This is a genomic window from Jatrophihabitans telluris (genome assembly GCF_023516435.1).
Taxonomy (GTDB): domain Bacteria; phylum Actinomycetota; class Actinomycetes; order Mycobacteriales; family Jatrophihabitantaceae; genus Jatrophihabitans_A; species Jatrophihabitans_A telluris.
Map to the genome: position 1 here is coordinate 1,856,886 of NZ_CP097332.1, position 15,746 is coordinate 1,872,631.

Annotated in this window: 14 protein-coding genes; 10 read left to right on the plus strand and 4 right to left on the minus strand. The window is 70.0% G+C overall.

Translation table 11 applies throughout. The annotated features are described in order from the left end of the window. Positions 1-61: 61 nt before the first annotated feature. Positions 62-1,978, minus strand: a complete 1,917-nt coding sequence (locus M6D93_RS08700; RefSeq protein ID WP_249773962.1) for an MFS transporter — start codon at positions 1,976-1,978, stop codon at positions 62-64. Positions 1,979-2,055: 77 nt separating this feature from the next. Between M6D93_RS08700 and def the strand changes: the two genes are divergently transcribed. From def to M6D93_RS08745, 9 genes are all read left to right on the plus strand, one after another. Then, the gene (gene def / locus M6D93_RS08705; protein ID WP_249773963.1) at positions 2,056-2,649 is read left to right on the plus strand and encodes a peptide deformylase; all 594 of its coding nucleotides are present in this window, start codon (positions 2,056-2,058) and stop codon (positions 2,647-2,649) included. Further along, positions 2,646-3,599 carry a methionyl-tRNA formyltransferase gene (locus tag M6D93_RS08710; RefSeq protein WP_249773964.1) on the plus strand — a complete coding sequence of 318 codons (954 nt, stop codon included), beginning with the start codon at positions 2,646-2,648 and terminating at the stop codon, positions 3,597-3,599. The genes def and M6D93_RS08710 overlap by 4 nt, the downstream gene beginning before the upstream one ends. Beyond that, complete coding sequence (locus M6D93_RS08715) at positions 3,496-4,974, plus strand: RsmB/NOP family class I SAM-dependent RNA methyltransferase (protein ID WP_430667212.1); 1,479 nt, start codon at positions 3,496-3,498, stop codon at positions 4,972-4,974. Before M6D93_RS08710 ends, M6D93_RS08715 begins: the two co-directional genes overlap by 104 nt. Before the next feature lie 187 nt (positions 4,975-5,161). Beyond that, positions 5,162-5,842 (plus strand): ribulose-phosphate 3-epimerase, encoded by a 681-nt coding sequence (rpe, locus tag M6D93_RS08720; protein WP_249773966.1) that lies wholly within the window; start codon positions 5,162-5,164, stop codon positions 5,840-5,842. Continuing rightward, positions 5,839-7,014 (plus strand): bifunctional diaminohydroxyphosphoribosylaminopyrimidine deaminase/5-amino-6-(5-phosphoribosylamino)uracil reductase RibD, encoded by a 1,176-nt coding sequence (gene ribD, locus M6D93_RS08725; protein WP_249773967.1) that lies wholly within the window; start codon positions 5,839-5,841, stop codon positions 7,012-7,014. The genes rpe and ribD overlap by 4 nt, the downstream gene beginning before the upstream one ends. Positions 7,015-7,017: 3 nt before the next feature. Then, positions 7,018-7,653: a riboflavin synthase gene (locus M6D93_RS08730; RefSeq protein WP_249773968.1), complete on the plus strand. Its 636-nt coding sequence runs from the start codon at positions 7,018-7,020 to the stop codon at positions 7,651-7,653. A gap of 5 nt (positions 7,654-7,658) precedes the next feature. After that, a complete protein-coding gene (locus tag M6D93_RS08735) occupies positions 7,659-8,927 on the plus strand; it encodes a bifunctional 3,4-dihydroxy-2-butanone-4-phosphate synthase/GTP cyclohydrolase II (RefSeq protein ID WP_347343591.1) in 1,269 nt (422 codons plus the stop codon). After that, a complete protein-coding gene (gene ribH / locus M6D93_RS08740; protein ID WP_249773970.1) occupies positions 8,924-9,409 on the plus strand; it encodes a 6,7-dimethyl-8-ribityllumazine synthase in 486 nt (161 codons plus the stop codon). The genes M6D93_RS08735 and ribH overlap by 4 nt, the downstream gene beginning before the upstream one ends. 2 nt (positions 9,410-9,411) lie before the next feature. Continuing rightward, entirely contained in the window at positions 9,412-9,996 is a 585-nt protein-coding gene (locus M6D93_RS08745) for a nucleotidyltransferase family protein (RefSeq protein ID WP_249773971.1), read from the plus strand. Here the strand turns inward: M6D93_RS08745 and M6D93_RS08750 are convergent. The 3 genes from M6D93_RS08750 to M6D93_RS19365 are packed head-to-tail and all read right to left on the minus strand — an operon-like array spanning position 9,984 to position 13,896. Further along, positions 9,984-11,399 (minus strand): YlbE family protein, encoded by a 1,416-nt coding sequence (locus tag M6D93_RS08750; protein ID WP_249773972.1) that lies wholly within the window; start codon positions 11,397-11,399, stop codon positions 9,984-9,986. The two genes, M6D93_RS08745 and M6D93_RS08750, sit on opposite strands and share 13 nt — an antisense overlap. After that, positions 11,396-12,916, minus strand: coding sequence for an AllF/FdrA family protein (locus M6D93_RS08755; protein WP_249773973.1), 1,521 nt, complete (start codon positions 12,914-12,916; stop codon positions 11,396-11,398). The genes M6D93_RS08750 and M6D93_RS08755 overlap by 4 nt, the downstream gene beginning before the upstream one ends. After that, entirely contained in the window at positions 12,913-13,896 is a 984-nt protein-coding gene (locus M6D93_RS19365; RefSeq protein ID WP_283818663.1) for an oxamate carbamoyltransferase subunit AllH family protein, read from the minus strand. The genes M6D93_RS08755 and M6D93_RS19365 overlap by 4 nt, the downstream gene beginning before the upstream one ends. A gap of 101 nt (positions 13,897-13,997) precedes the next feature. Between M6D93_RS19365 and M6D93_RS08765 the strand changes: the two genes are divergently transcribed. Then, complete coding sequence (locus tag M6D93_RS08765) at positions 13,998-15,719, plus strand: PucR family transcriptional regulator (protein ID WP_249773974.1); 1,722 nt, start codon at positions 13,998-14,000, stop codon at positions 15,717-15,719. Positions 15,720-15,746 lie beyond the last annotated feature (27 nt).

A 15,746-nucleotide genomic window follows, 5' to 3' on the forward strand; every position in this document is an offset into this window, starting at 1 on the left:
GCCCTCCTTGCTCGCGAGAAAGGCAACCTCAACGGATCGTGGGTGAGCAAGAAGGGCAACCTCAACGGTTGTCGGTCAGGGCGTCCTCGTAGGCGACGTCCTGCCCGGGGATGCCGTCCAGGGCGGCCCCCTCACGGGCCAGCGCCTGCATCACCGTCTCGTGCCCGTGCCCGTGCTCGGCGCTGACGGTTCGGCTGGACGCGTGAGTGGACGTGTGGTCGGTCGCGGAGCCGGATCCCTGGCCGGACTTGGCGAGCTCGGACTTGGCGAGCCCGGCATTCGGCGGCAGATCGCGATCGGGTTCGGCGTGCACGAACTTCTCGCCCCGCATCAGCGAGGCCACCGCGGCGATGAGCAGCATCACGATCGACGCGCCGAAGGCGATCAGCAGCCCGTGCTTGAACGCGTCGGCAATCAGGTGCGGGAAGAACTGCTGACCGGTCAGAGCTGCGACATCGACGCCCGAGCCAGGCTGAAGCTGTTGCGGATCGACCTGGTGAACCAACTGCTGGATCGGGTTGTCGCCGAGGAAGGCCGCGAACAGGGTCCCGACGGGCGGAATGTGCGAAATCGTGTGGGCTGCCTCGGGCGTGATACCGAGCTTGGTCAGGCCTGCGTACATCGAGTCCGGCAGTCGGCTGGCCAGCCCGATCGCCATCAGTGTGAAGAAGCCGCCCATTGACAGGACCATCCCGGCGTTCATGCCGGTGGCCCGGATACCGGAGGCCGCACCACGCTCGGAGGCGGGCACCGCGTTCATGATCGCCGCCGAGTTGGGGGCGGCCATCAAGCTCATCCCGATACCGTTGGCGGCCAGCAGGGCGGCGAACACCACGTAGTTGAAGTCCGCCGGAATCAGGATCAGGCCCAGGAACGTGGCCGCGGTGAGCAGCAGCCCACCGGTGGCGAAGGCCCTCGCCCCGAACCGGTCGGACAGCGCGCCCGAGGCGGGGCCCGCGATCAGGAATCCGACGGTCAGCGGAAGCATGTAGATACCGGCCCAGAGCGGGGTGTCGTGGAAGGCGTAGCCGTGCAGCGGCAACCAGATCCCCTGCAGCCAGATGATCAGCATGAACTGCAGACCACCGCGTGCCATCGACGAGAGGAAGTTGACGCTCTGCCCCGCCGCGAACGCCCTGATTCGGAACAGCGACAGGTCCATCATCGGATCGGCGACGCGGGTCTCGATGAACCCGAAGGCGATCAGCAGGAGCCCGCCGCCGATCAGACCGGTCAGCACCTTCGGTGACGTCCAGCCCATGGTGTGACTGCCGTAGGGCTGCAGGCCGTAGGTGATGGCGACCAGGATCGCGATCAGGCCGATGCCGAAGCTGAGGTTGCCCCACCAGTCGATAGCGATCCGGGCCGCGTTGTTGCGCGGCTTGTCCCGCAGGCTGCGATAGCCCATCCAGGTGCCCCAGATCCCGACGGGCACGCTGACCCAGAACACCGCACGCCAGTGCCATTCCGACAGCAGGCCGCCGATCACCAGGCCGAGGAAGGACCCGCCGATGCCGGCGACCTGGTTGACACCGAGGGCGAACCCGCGCCGGTCGGCAGGGAAGGCGTCGGTGATCAGGGCGGTCGAGTTCGCGGTCAGCATGGCGCCGCCGACACCCTGCACCACTCGCAGGACGATGAGTTCGAGGGCCCCGGCGGCGCCGCTGTTCGGGATCAGCGCGCAGGCGATCGAGGCGATCGTGAAGATCAGGAAGCCCAGGTTGAACAGCTTCGCGCGCCCGTACTGATCACCGAGCCGCCCGAAGGTCACGACCAGGACCGCTGTGACCAACAGATAGCCCATCAGCATCCACAGCAGGTAGGAGATGTTGGACGGTGCCAGCGGATCGAGTCCGAGTCCGGCGAAGATCGCCGGCAGCGAGATGAGCAGGATCGAGGAGTTCAGGGTCGCGGCCAGGATGCCGACGGTGGTCACGGACAGCGCGACGCGGCGCTCGTGAGCAGCAGGATCAAGCACAGTGGATTCCTTCCTTCGTTAGCCATGCTAACTAATGTGGGTTTCCCGCGCGTAACCGGTAACTAAACTCACGTGCTGTGACCGTCCTCCCCATCCGCCTGTTCGGCGACCCGGTGCTGCGCACCCGGGCCGACGAGGTGACCGTGTTCGACAAAGAGCTTCGCCAGCTGGTCTCCGACCTGCGCGAGACCATGCTCGACGCGCCTGGGGCAGGGCTGGCGGCGCCACAACTGGGTGTGAGTCTGCGGGTGTTCACCTACTGGCTCAGCGAGGATCAGCAGGGTCACCTGATCAATCCGGTCCTGCACTTCCCGTCGGAGGACATGCAGGACGGTCCCGAGGGCTGTCTGTCGATCCCTGGCCTGTCCTGGGATTGCGCGCGACGCGAGCACGTCGTGGCCCATGGCCAGAACGAGTACGGCGACCCGGTCACCGTCGAGGGAACCGCGCGCCTGTCCAGGTGCATCCAGCACGAAACCGATCACCTCGACGGCGTGCTGTTCGTCGATCGCCTCGACGCCGAAACCCGACGCGCGGCGATGGCCGAGATCCGCAACGCCGAATGGTCGGGGCTCACCCCGCCGGTCGTCAAGGTCAGCCCGCACGGCGCGGGCGCCGGTGGCGGGGGCGGTGCTCTCGGTCCCGGGAGCATGTTCGGGCTACGCCGGTGAGGCTGCTGTTCGCCGGCACCCCCGAGGTCGCCCGCCCGTCGCTACAGGCCCTGATCGACAGCCCCAACCACGAGGTCGTCGGCGTACTCAGCCGGCCCGAGAGTCGCTCCGGCCGCGGTCGCTCGCTCACCGCCTCGCCAGTGGCCGCCCTGGCCCAGGACCATTCCCTGCCGCTGTTCTCCCCGGCGCGGCCATCGGACCCGGATTTCGTCGCGGCGCTGACCGAGCTCGCGGTGGATGCCTGCCCGGTCGTGGCCTACGGGGCCCTGCTCCGGCAACCGACGCTGAGCGTGCCCCGGATCGGCTGGATCAATCTGCACTTCTCCTTGTTGCCCGCCTGGCGCGGTGCCGCGCCGGTTCAGCACGCCCTGCTCAACGGCGACGAGTTCACCGGCGCGTCGACCTTCCTCATCGGTCCGGGTCTGGACGACGGCCCGGTCTTCGGTGTCCTGACCGAGCGCATTCGGCCTGATGACACCAGCGGGAATCTGCTTGAGCGGTTGTCCGAGGCCGGAGCGGGCTTGCTGCTGGCCACCATGGACGGCATCGCCGACGGCAGCCTGAGCCCCGTGGTCCAACCCGTCGACGGTGTCTCGCTGGCGCCGAAGCTGACCCCGGCTGACGCACAGGTTCATTTCGACACCCCGGCCATCGCCCTCGAACGGCGCATCCGGGCGTGCACTCCGGCCCCCGGCGCGTGGACCGAAGCCGGTTCGGTGGGTGCCGACCGGCTCAAGCTCGGCCCGGTCCGGATCGCCACCGCAGAGCACGGACTGGCGCGCGGCGACCTCAAGCCGGGCGAGCTGGAGGTGCGCCGGCGGGCTGTGTTCGTCGGCACCCTTACCGATGCGGTCGAACTCGGCTCCGTCCAGCCCGCCGGAAAGAAGTCGGTGCCCGCCGCGGACTGGGCTCGTGGCGCACGGCTGGTGTCCGGGACTCGTCTTGGCTGACCAGGCGCGCCGAGTTGCCTACGAGTTGTTGCAGGCGGTCAGCCGGGACGACGGGTACGCCAACCTCGTGCTGCCGCGCCTGCTGGACTCGGCCGCCCTCACCGGTCGTGACGCAGGGCTGGCCACCGAACTCGGCTACGGCACGTTGCGGGCGTCGGGAGTTCTCGATGAGATTCTGTCCCGCTGCGCCACCCGACCGCTGGACGACATCGAGCTCGGGGTGCTCGATCTGCTGCGGCTGGGTTCTTACCAGCTGCTCAAGACCCGTATCCCGCCGCACGCCGCCGTCGCCACGACCGTGAGCCTGGCCCGGACCGTGGGACACGCCCGCAGTGCCGGATTCATCAACGCGATCCTGCGCAAGGTCGCCAGCCGCGACTTCGACGGCTGGGGCGAACAGATCGGCGCGGGGGCGTCGGAACTGGGACGGCTGGCTCTGCGGTTCAGCCATCCCGGTTGGATCGTCGCCGCTTTCGAACAGGCCCTGGGCGGACCATCGGGCTCGTCGGTCGCCGAGCTGGCCGATCTGCTCGAGGCCGACGACGCCCGCCCCGACACTCACCTGGTCGCGTGGCCCGGACGCTGCGACCCCGCGGAGTTGGTCGAGCAGTCCGACGGGGAGGCCGGGCCGTACTCGCCCTTCGCGGTGCGGATGGCGGGTGGGCGGCCCGCCGATATCGCGGCTGTACGCGAACACCGAGCCGGGGTGCAGGACGAAGGCAGCCAACTGTGTGCCTGGGCGCTGACCCGGTTTCCCGATGCCGTCCCCGAGGGCAATGCGGACGGTATCGCCGCAGTCCCTCGCTGGCTGGACCTGTGCGCGGGCCCGGGCGGTAAGGCCGCACTGCTGGCCGCGCTGGCGGCGGAGGCCGGCGCCGAGCTAGTCGCCAACGAATTGCATCCGCATCGGGCCGAACTCATTGCCGCTGCGGTAGCCGGCTGGCCGGTCGAGATCCGGATCGGGGACGGCCGCACGCTGATCGACCACGCCGGCTTCGACCGAATCCTGCTGGACGCGCCGTGCACCGGGCTCGGGGCGCTACGTCGTCGGCCCGAGGCACGGTGGCGCAAGAGCCCGGCCGACCTGCAGGAGCTCGTCCGTCTACAGGCTGACCTGCTCGATGCCGCCGCCGGGCTGCTGCGCGTCGGCGGGGTGCTGGCCTACGTGACGTGCTCGCCGCATCCGGCCGAGACCACCGCCCAGGTCTCAGCCGTACTGAAGCGCCATCCCGCGCTCGAACTCGTCCCCGCCGGCGCGGCGTTCGGTTCGATCCCGCGGAGCGAGGCCGCCGGGTTGGCCGAGGCGGTCCAACTGTGGCCGCATCGGCACGGCACCGACGCGATGTTCTTCGCCGCGTTCCGCCGCAACCGGTAACCGCCGCAGCCGGTAACCGCCGAAGCCGGTAACCGCCGAAGCCGGTAAGGGCCGCGCGGATCGTTCCCGCTGTCCGTCCCAGCCATCGGCAACCACTGCGTGGACCGCACCGCCGCCACGACCGCGAGAGCCGTGCGGAAGCGGGCGAATAGACTGTGCAGCCGTGCCCGCTTCGACGCCTGAGCCCATGATCGCTCCCAGCATCCTGTCGGCTGACTTCGCGCATCTGGCCGATGCCGCGGACTCGGTATCACGGGCGGACTGGCTGCACGTCGATGTCATGGACAACCATTTCGTGCCTAACCTGACCCTTGGATTGCCGGTCGTGAAAAGCCTGCACAAGGCCACCGACCTCCCGCTGGACTGCCATCTGATGATCACCGATCCGGATCGGTGGGCTCCGGGATACGCCGAAGCCGGCGCGGCGAACGTGACCTTTCACGTGGAGGCCGCGGCCAACCCGATCCAGACGGCGCGAGCGATCCGATCGGCCGGGGCGCTGGCCGGACTGTCGCTCAAGCCGGGTACCGCGCTCGATCCGTACTTCGAGATCCTGAAGGAGTTCGACACCCTGCTGATCATGTCCGTCGAGCCGGGATTCGGAGGCCAGGCCTTCATGCCGGAGGTGCTCGGCAAGGTCACCGCGGCCCGTCGCGCCGTCAACGCCGGACACCTTCGGCTCTTCATCGAGATCGACGGCGGCATCGGCGAGGACACCATCGTGCAGGCGGCCGAGGCCGGCGTGGACGTGTTCGTCGCGGGGTCGGCGGTGTACGCCGCCGACGATCCGGACCGGGCCGTGACGCGGTTGCGCGAACTGGCGCGGGACGGGATGGCCCGGTGCGAGGCCGAGATCGGTCGCGGATGACCGGGCCCGATCCGACCGCTGCCGATCCGGCGACCTCGGCCCCGCCCGCCGCCGATCCGGGCGGCGTGCCCGCGGGCGGCAGCGAGGCGGCGGTCTCCGAGGCGGAGCTGGCCGCGATGGCCTCGGCGGCCGAGCTGGCCCGCACCGTGCTCGGACGGACGAGCCCCAACCCGCCGGTGGCCGCGATCATCCTGGACGCCCGTGGACACCGGGTGGGCTCAGGCGTCACCTCGCCGCCCGGCGGTCCCCACGCGGAGGTCGCGGCGCTCGCCGAGGCCGGGACCGCCGCCCGGGGCGGAACGGCCGTCGTCACGCTGGAACCCTGTAATCATGTGGGACGAACCGGTCCGTGCAGCGAGGCTTTGATCGCGGCCGGTATCCGCCGGGTGGTCTACGCGGTGCCGGACACCAACCCGACCGCGGCCGGGGGCGGAGAGCGGCTGTCAGCCGCGGGGGTGGAGGTCTTCGGCGGGGTCGCAGAGACCGAGGTTGCCACCGGAGCCCTGCGCTACTGGCTGCACGGCCTGGACAACGGTCGCCCCTTCGTGACCTGGAAGTTCGCCGCGACCCTGGACGGGCGCAGCGCGGCGGCGGACGGCACCTCACGGTGGATCACCAACCCGTTGGCTCGGGCCGACGTCCACGCCCTGCGCAGTGAGGTCGACGCGATCGTCGTCGGCAGTGGCACCGTGCTGGCCGATGATCCGCAGCTGACCGCACGCCCGCACGCCGCGAGCAGCACGAGCCGGTCGGAGTCCGACGCGGCGGGCGCGGATGCGCCGGCCGAGCACCAGCCGTTGCGGGTCGTGCTCGACCGCCGTCACCGGGTCGGTCCGCAGGCGCGGGTGTTCGACGACTCGGCCGAGACCGTGAGCCTCGACACGGCCGTGCCGCGCTTCGCGCTGAAGGCGTTGTTCGATCGAGGTGTTCGGCACATCCTGCTGGAGGGCGGTCCGACCTTGGCCGGAGCTTTCCTGGAAGCCGGCCTCATCGACGAGGTCGTGGCCTACCTGGCGCCGACCCTGTTGGGCGCCGGGCCGGCCGCGCTCAGCGACGCGGGAATAACGACCATGGCCGGGGCGGTCACACTGACAGGAGTGGTTGTCACCCAGTTGGGCGACAACGTCAAGATCGTGGGTCGCCCCCGGCGATTCGACGGGCAGGAGGGCTGAGCAATGTTCACCGGCATCGTGGAGGAGCTCGGTGACGTCCTGCGACTGTCCCGCAATGGGGACTCAGCCGTACTGACCATCAGGGCCGGCACCGTGGCCGAGGACGTCAAGCACGGCGCCTCGATCGCGGTCAACGGGGTCTGCCTCACCGTCGTCGGTCAGCGACCGGAGCCCGCGGGCATGGTGGAGTTGGACTTCGATGTGATGGCCGAGACGCTCAACCGCAGCGTCATCGGGGACCTGTCCGCCGGTGACCAGGTCAACCTGGAACGGGCGGCCCGGGTGGACAGCCGCCTGGACGGTCACATCGTGCAGGGTCACGTGGACGGCACCGCGGTCGTGCAGCGGCGGACGCCTGGCACCGAATGGGAATCGTTTCGCTTTGCATTGCCTTCAGACCTGGCCAGATATGTGGCGGAAAAGGGCTCGATCGCCGTGCACGGCGTCTCCTTGACGGTGACCGCCGTCGGCGCGGACTACTTCGAGGTCGGTCTCATCCCGGAGACGTTGCGGGCGACCAACCTGGGGTCACGACAGATCGGCGACCCCGTCAACCTCGAGGTCGACGTGCTGGCGAAGTACACCGAGCGACTACTGGCCGCGCGGTTGGGCAACATGAGAAGTGGTGGCGAGCAGTGACAAGACTGGACTCGGTGGAGCGGGCGATCAAGGACATCGCCGCGGGCAAACCGGTGGTGGTGGTCGACGACGAGGACCGCGAGAACGAGGGCGACCTGATCTTCGCGGCCGAGCTGGCGACACCCGAACTGGTCGCGTTCATGGTCCGATACACCTCGGGCTACATCTGCGTGCCGATCACCGAGACCGAGGCCGACCGTCTCGATCTGCCGCCGATGTTCCGGGTGAACCAGGATCGGCGGGGCACCGCCTACGCCGTCACGGTCGACGCGCGCGAAGGGGTGTCCACCGGGATCTCCGCGCAGGACCGGGCCCACACCATCCGGCTGCTGGCTGATCCTGAGACCACCTCGGCCGACCTGGCCCGGCCCGGTCACATCGTCCCGCTGCGCGCCCGCGACGGGGGGGTGCTGCGCCGACCCGGGCACACCGAGGCCGCGGTCGACCTGGCGGTACTGGCGGGTCTGGGCCCGGCGGGTGTGCTGTGCGAGATCGTGAGCGAGAAGGATCCCTCCGGCATGGCGCGCGCCGAGGAGCTGCGGGTGTTCGCCGACGAGCACGACCTGGCACTGATCTCGATCGCCGACCTGATCGCCTACCGGCGCCGCTTCGACAAGCTGGTCGAGCGGGTGGCCGAGGCGCGAGTGCCGCTGCGCTACGGCGAGTACACCGCGGTCGGGTACTCCTCCTCCTACGACAGCCGCGAGCACGTGGCCTTCGTCTTCGGTGACATCGGCGACGGAATGGACGTGCTCGTGCGGGTGCACTCCGAATGCCTGACCGGCGATGTGTTCGGATCGCTGCGCTGTGACTGCGGACCTCAGCTGGACGCCGCCCTCGCCGCGGTCGCCCGTGAGGGCCGGGGCGTTGTGCTCTACATCAGAGGTCACGAGGGGCGGGGCATCGGGCTGCTGCACAAGCTGCAGGCCTATCAGCTGCAGGACGCCGGCCGCGACACCCTGGAGGCCAATCTGGACCTCGGGCTGCCGGCCGATGCCCGCGACTACGGCACCGGGGCGCAGATACTGGCCGACCTGGGTATCAAGACGATGCGTTTGCTGACCAACAACCCGGCCAAGCGGGCGGGGCTGGAAGGCTACGGGCTGTCGGTGATCGGTCAGGTTCGGCTGCCCACCCACGTCAATCCGGAGAATCTGCGATATCTGCAGGCCAAACGTGATCGGATGGGCCACGAGCTCGATCTCGACGCGGGCGAGTCTGCCTTCGCCGAGGCGCTGGATTCGGCCGCACCAGCACGGGAGGTCACGACATGAGCGGGCACGGAGCGCCGGAGACCGGCGCCGTCGCCGGGGCCGCGGGCCTGCGGGTCGTGGTGATCGCGGCCCAGTGGCACCCCGAGGTGATGGCCGGGCTGGTGTCCGGTGCCCGGCGGGCGCTGCAGGCATCGGAGGTTGTCGAGGCCAAGGTGGTTCACGTTCCGGGGACGTTCGAACTCGCGGTCGCGGCGGCGCGCATCGCCGCAGCCGGCGACGTCGACGCGATCGTCGCCCTGGGGGTCGTCATCCGGGGTGGCACGCCCCATTTCGACTACGTCTGCCAGGCCGCCACGAACGGACTCACCGACGTCAGCGTGCGAACCGGCGTTCCGGTCGGTTTCGGTGTCCTCACTTGTGACGACGACCAGCAGGCCCTCGATCGGGCCGGGCTGAGCGGATCGAAGGAAGACAAGGGTTTCGAGGCGACCCAGGCCGCGCTGGCAGCAGCGGTGATCCTGGCCGGCTACCCACTGCCGTAGCGATGAGCGTTCCCGCCGTTGCCGGACTGGTTCTGGCCGCCGGAGCCGGGCGCCGCTTCGGCGGCCCCAAGGCCGAGGTCGAACTCGACGGGATCCGGCTGGTCGATCGTTGCGTGGCCGTGCTGCGGGCCGGGGGCTGTGACCCGGTGCTGGTCGTGGCCCGCCACGAGCTGAGCGCCGACGGGGCCCGCGTGGTGATCAACCCAGACCCCGACCGCGGGATGGGTTCGTCGTTGTCGATCGGACTCGCCGCGGTCGAAGCAGCCGGCTCCGGCGCCTGCGTACTCGTGCTGGTGGACCAGGTCGGCATCAGCCCGGCGGAGATTCGGTCGTTGACGGCGGTGCATTCCCGTTCCGGTGAACCGGTCGTCGTCGCGCGGCGGGAGGGTCGCCGGTCGCATCCGGTCCTACTGGCCCGGGGCGTGTTTGCCGAGGTGATGCTGCTGGCCGAGGGTGATTCCGGCGCACGGCGCTACCTGGACACGCACGCCGAACAGGTGCGCTTCGTCGACCTCGACGGGCGCATCGAGGACATCGACACCGTCAGCGATCTGCGCCGATTGAGCAGCCGGCCTCACTCGGACTGACCTACGGCCCGCCGGGCCAGCGCCGCCAGGGCTGTCGGAAAGATCTCAGCCGGTGGTGTCACCAGCCCGGCGCCGACCTGGCCGACGCCCGCGACGCGGCCGGCCATCCCGGTGTTGATCTGCGGCAGGATCTGGGTCCGGACCACCTTTGTGACGTCGATACCCGTGGCCACGCCGCGGAAATCGAGGATGGGGATCGAGTACATCGGGTGCTCGGCCACGGTGATCTCGTACATCCGGCGCGAATGGGCTAGCGCGTCTGCGACCTGGCCACCCACGAAGCGGACGATCGCCGGTGCGGCGGCCATGGCGAAACCGCCGAGACCGGCCGTTTCGGTGATGGCGGAGTCTCCGATGTCGGGGTTGGCATCGTCCGGGCCGTAATCGCCGAGGAACAGCCCGTCGGCCAGTTGAGCCGGCCCGGTGAACCATTCCGCTCCCGTCCCGGCGACCTGGATGCCGAAGTCCGTTCCGTTGCGGGCCATCGCGACCACGACGGTGGAACCTGGCAGATCGCGCGCGGCGTCCATCGTCAGCTTGCACGCGGGCATGGCCAGGTTGAGGAAGAAGTGGTCGTTGGCCGAGACGAAGCGGACCGCTTCGGCGACCTCCGCGGCCGGGGCCGGTGCGTTGATCAGCTCGGGCAGCAACTCCCGCAGCAACATCAGCGTGCCCGCCCGGTTGCGGTTGTGGGCTTCGTCGCCCATCTGCAGCATCTGCGCCAGGATGGCCTTGAGATCGACCGGCCCGTGTGCCCGTACGGCGTGTTGCAGCAGGGGCGCGAGTACGTCCGACATCCACCGAAGCCGGGTGAGGACCTCGGGGGAGTACGCGCCGTAGCGCAGGACCTTGCCCAGCCCCTCGTTGAGGGTGCAGTAACTGCGACGTCCGGTCTCGGGGTCCTCGACCACGAAGACCCACATCGACGCGGAGATCACGCCCGCCATCGGTCCGACGGCGTCGTGGTGATGGCAGGGATCGAGCGTGACGCCGGAGCCGGTCTCGAACAGTGCTGCCGCCGCTTCGGGATCGTCGACCAGTCCCTCCAGGGCCGCGGCTCCCATCAGGGCGCCCCGCAGCGGTCCAGAGGCCCGTTCCCACTCGATGGGCGGCCCGGCGTGCAGGAAATCCCCGGGGTCGATGCCTAAGGTCGGACCGGCCGGTACGACGTCGACCAGCAACGCTCGGGTGGTGGTGATGCGCCGGACGGCCTCCGCGTTGGCCGCCACCCGTCGAGGATCGGCCATCACCGTGGCCAGGTCCGCTTCGGTACCGGCCATCGGCGGGCGCCAATCGACCCTGTGCGGTGATACGCCCTGAGCCGTCAAGGCGTCGGCGAACAACCCGACGCCGGCGGTGATGGTGGGGCCGGCGGAGGATGTCCGCAGCAACCGGGCACTCACGCCGTCACTCCGTGCCCGGAGGGCTGAGCGCCACCGAGCAGCGCCAGCGCGTGCCGGGTAGCCGCGGCGTTGGAAGCGAACACCGATGCCCCCGCCTGATGCAGGCGCTCGGCGGTCGCGGTCGCGTTCTGCGGATCCTGTCGTGTGCCGATCAGGCTCACCACGACGGGGGGTGCGCCGGCACTGCGAGCGTTCAACACCGGCAGCAGCACGCCGGCCGGATCCGGATGTGCGCCGTGGCCCAGCACCACATCGAGCAGGACGACGCCCGTCTGCGGGTCGAGCAGCGCGGCCTGCACCGCCTGGGTCCGCAGCGAGGGATCGATCATCGGGTGCGCCCGTCCGCGGGTCAGCTCGTCGGAACCGAAGTCGATCATGCTGTGGCCCTCGACGGTTCGGTCCGGTGCGACGGAGAACCCGTCCAGCTGTTGCGCACCGGTCAGGGCGATGTTGGACCGGATCGGCCCCAGCGAGCCGCTCGCCAGCAGCATGGCCTCGTCACACAGCGTCCCACCGCAGAACAGCCCGCGAAGCCAGCCTGGGCGTGAGCGTTGCCCGTCATCGGCGATCCACGCCGGCCAATCGGGAATCCGTCGGTGCAGCAGGCCGATTGCCCGCTCGGTGGCCGCGGTCAGATCGGGCTGACCGGGACCCAGCAGGGCGAACTCGACCGGCGTGCTCAGGTGCCGCGCCGCGCGGTGCAACTGCTCGCTCACCTCCGGCGCCGGAGGCTTGGAAACGACCAGGATCAGCTCGGTGCCCGGGTCGTCCTCGAGCAACCGCATTGCGGCCAGGCTGGACCGCCCGGCCACCTCGGCCGACAGGTCTCGACCGCCGACGCCCAGCGCCGCGCTGACGCCGACGCCCGCGGTGTCCAGCAGTGCGAGGACCTGCTGCGCTCCGGTGCCCGAGGCCGCGACCAGACCGACCGGACCTGCCTGCACGGTATGGGAGAACCCGAGTCCGACGCCGTTGACGACGGCAGTGCCACAGTCCGGTCCCATGACCAGCAGGCCGAGTTCGGCCGCCCGCTCCTTGAGCCGAATCTCCTGCGCCACGGTGACGTTGTCGGAGAACAGCAGCACGTCGTTGCCGGAATCGAGGGCGTCCATCGCTTCGGTGAAAGCGTGCTGGCCGGGTACGGAGATGAGAGCCAGACCGGGCCCGAAGAGTTGACTGGCCGACCCGATCGTTCGGGGGGCGGCCGACGCTCCGCTCGTCGTCTCGCCGCCTTGGGTGCCGGCGGGCCGGGCCAGCAGTCCGGCTACGGCGTCGGCGGCGGCACCGGCGGACTCGGTGTCCTCGGCGCGCACGGCGATCACCATTTCGTTGCCGGTCCATTCCTGCTCGGGAAGGACGAAGCCCATCCCGGCCAGCACCTGCAGGTTGAGTTCGGTCGCCATCGCCACTTGGGCGGTCCGCACGCCGGGGCGTTGGCTCAGCGTCTGGCTGATCTGGAGCAGCGCGACCGAGTCGGCGTAGAGCCCCCGCTGGACGAGCACGGAATCAACGGTCACAGCGCGGTCCTCCCGTTCGCTCCGAGGTCCGGGCACGGTGGCGTGCCGGCCGCGATCAGCATGCCCGTGGCCAGGGCAAGGCCGGAGGTGTGGCCGATCGACAGCAGCCCGGTGAAGGCGTCGGCCACCGTAGCCCTTCCCGCAGCCGCAGCCGTAGCCGTAGCCGTAGCCGTAGCCGTAGCCCTAGCCGTAGCCGTAGCCGTAGCCGTAGCCGTAGCCGTAGCCGTAGCCGTAGCCGTGTCTGGTCCCTGCTGGGTGTCCAGCGACGAGCCCGCCCGAATCACCTCCGGCGGCCCCTCGCCGGCCGCCGCCCGGCGCAAGAGGCTGCGGGACAGGCTCGTGGTGGCCGCGGGACGGCGATCGAGCTCAGCCTCGATCAACAGCGACGCCAGCGCTGCGACCGGATGTCCCGACATCCACAGCCCCGCCAGCCAACCCGCCAGGACGTCGTCGCCGGCCGGCGTCAACCCTGGGCCGCGCCCGAGCAGCGCCGAGATCGCCTGATCCGGTGCCTGAGCGAGGGCGGCAAGCGACCCGGGCGGCAGGTCCAGCCGCCCGGCGACGTCCGGCCCGATGATCTCGCGAGCTGCCGCCAACGCCGACGGGGCGAAGCGCATCGCCGCGCCGTGGGGACGAACGGTCGCGACTCGCTCGTCCACGACGCGCACGCTGAACCGGCCGGTCGCCAGCCCGTCGGAGAAGAGCTCGACGGGCCCGCGCAGGTCCGACAGCCGCGTGCCGCTGGTCTGCAGCTGCACCGCGATCGCCGACACCACCGAATCGCTGTCAACCACGGCGATGACCTCCTCGCGACCCGCCGGGCCCGCCGGCAACCGCAGGTAGACGGCCTGCGGGAAGGCACCGATGACCTCGGCCGGACCGGGTCGCTCCGCCAGCAGCCGGCGGACGAACGCCGTCGCGGTCGCGGCCCACACCCCGGATTCGGGTTCGACGCTGCCGCGGCGGTCGGTGATCGGCACGCGGTGGACCCTTCGCAGGCAGCGCGGCACGAGTCACCGGTCGGCGGTGTGTTCGTGCCTTTGTCTGGCAGGAAAGTAACCGGGTCGGATACGGTCTGCCGATGGTCACAGTTGCCAACGATCGGGCCCCGAACCCGTGGGACTTGCCAGATCGTCCCAACAAGGGCATCTCGGTCCGATCGCTGCTCGCCATGCCAAGCCTGGCCGGGACCACGGTGCTGGCCGGTCATTCCGGCCTGGATCGACTCGTGCTCGGGGTGAACGTGATGGAAGTCCCCGACATCCTGCCCTGGGTCAAGCCGGCGGAGCTGCTGGTCACCACCGCCTTCGCCCTGAGCCAGGCGCCGGAGTCCGAGCGCGTCCCGGCTTTCACCCAGCTGATCGACGAGCTCGACGAACGCCGGTTGTCCGCCTTGGGGGTCAAGCTCGGCCGTTACATCTCCGAGGTCCCGACCCCGGTTCTCGAACGCGCCGACGCGCGAGGGTTTCCCATCCTGCGGCTGCCGGACGGCCTGGCCTTCGACGAGGTGCTGGCCGAGGTATTCAGCGAACTGCTGGACCGGCAGTCACGCGTGCTGGCCGAAGCAGACCAGCTCCACCGGGCGATCTCGGCCATCGTGCTGGCCGGCGGGGGCCTGCCCCAGATCGCCGACGAGGTCTCCCGGTTGCTGGAGTCGGTGGTCCTGATCAGCACCCCGGACGGCCGCATCCTCGCCGACGAGGGCGGTGAGCCGCACCGCTCCGCCCTGGAGTCCAGCGGCCAGTTCGATCCGAGCGGACGGTTCCTGGTCGAGCGCTGGCGCGACGGGTACCAGCAGGTGCCCGGGCCGGCGGAAGGTTCCCAGCCGGGCAGCCTGGCGATGACCTCGATCGTCGCCGGCGGGATCGACCACGGCCGCATCATCGCCTATCGCGGCGACGACGGACTCCCGGGCGGGACAGTCCAGGCGTTGGAACGGGTGGCGATCGTGGCCGCTCTGACCATCACCAAGGAGCTGGCCGTCTCGGCCGTGGAGGGCAAGTTCCGCGGAGACTATCTGCGTGATGTGCTGACCGGCCTGATCCCGGTCGACGAGTCGGTCATCGCCCACTGCTCCTCGCTGGGCTGGGACATCGACCGGCCGATGGTCGTCCTCGTGGCCGAGCTCGATCCCTCCGATCCCAACGACAAACGCGCCCCGGTCGGGGTCGTGCACCGCTCGCAGCACGAGCGCTTCTCCTCGGCCTGGCACCAGGTCGTCCGTGCCCGCGACAAGAGCGCACCAGTGGTCGCGTTCAGTCAGGAAGTCATCGTCCTGCTGCCGGTCGCCTCCGTACTGGAGGCCGCCGCTCCGGTGGAACAGGTCGTCGCGGCGGTGACGGGTGACCGTGGCGGGGGGCGCCGGTCGTTCTGCACCGGCGTGTCACGGCCGCTGACCGGCCCGGCCCAGATTGCCGCCGGCTACGCACAGGCCCGCAAGGCCGTCATGGTCGGCCGCCGCGTGCATGGTCACGGCAGCCTGTCGCATTTCGACTCCCTCGGCGTCCACCGGCTGCTGTCGCTGGTTCCCGATCCCGCGGAACTGCGCTCGTTCGCCACCGAGGTACTGGGCGAGCTCAGCACCGAGTCGGCCGAGTCCTCGGACCTGCGGACAACGCTGCAGACCTTGCTGGACACCAATCTCAACGTCGCCGAAACTGCTCGCCTGCTGCACTTTCACTACAACACGCTGCGCTACCGAATCGGCAAGCTGGAGCGGATCGTGGGGCCGTTCACCACCGACCCGCATCTGCGACTGGACGTCGCCCTGGCCTTGCAGGTGGTGCAGATGCAGGGAATCTGATAGCCGAGGTTCGTGACACCGATGTTG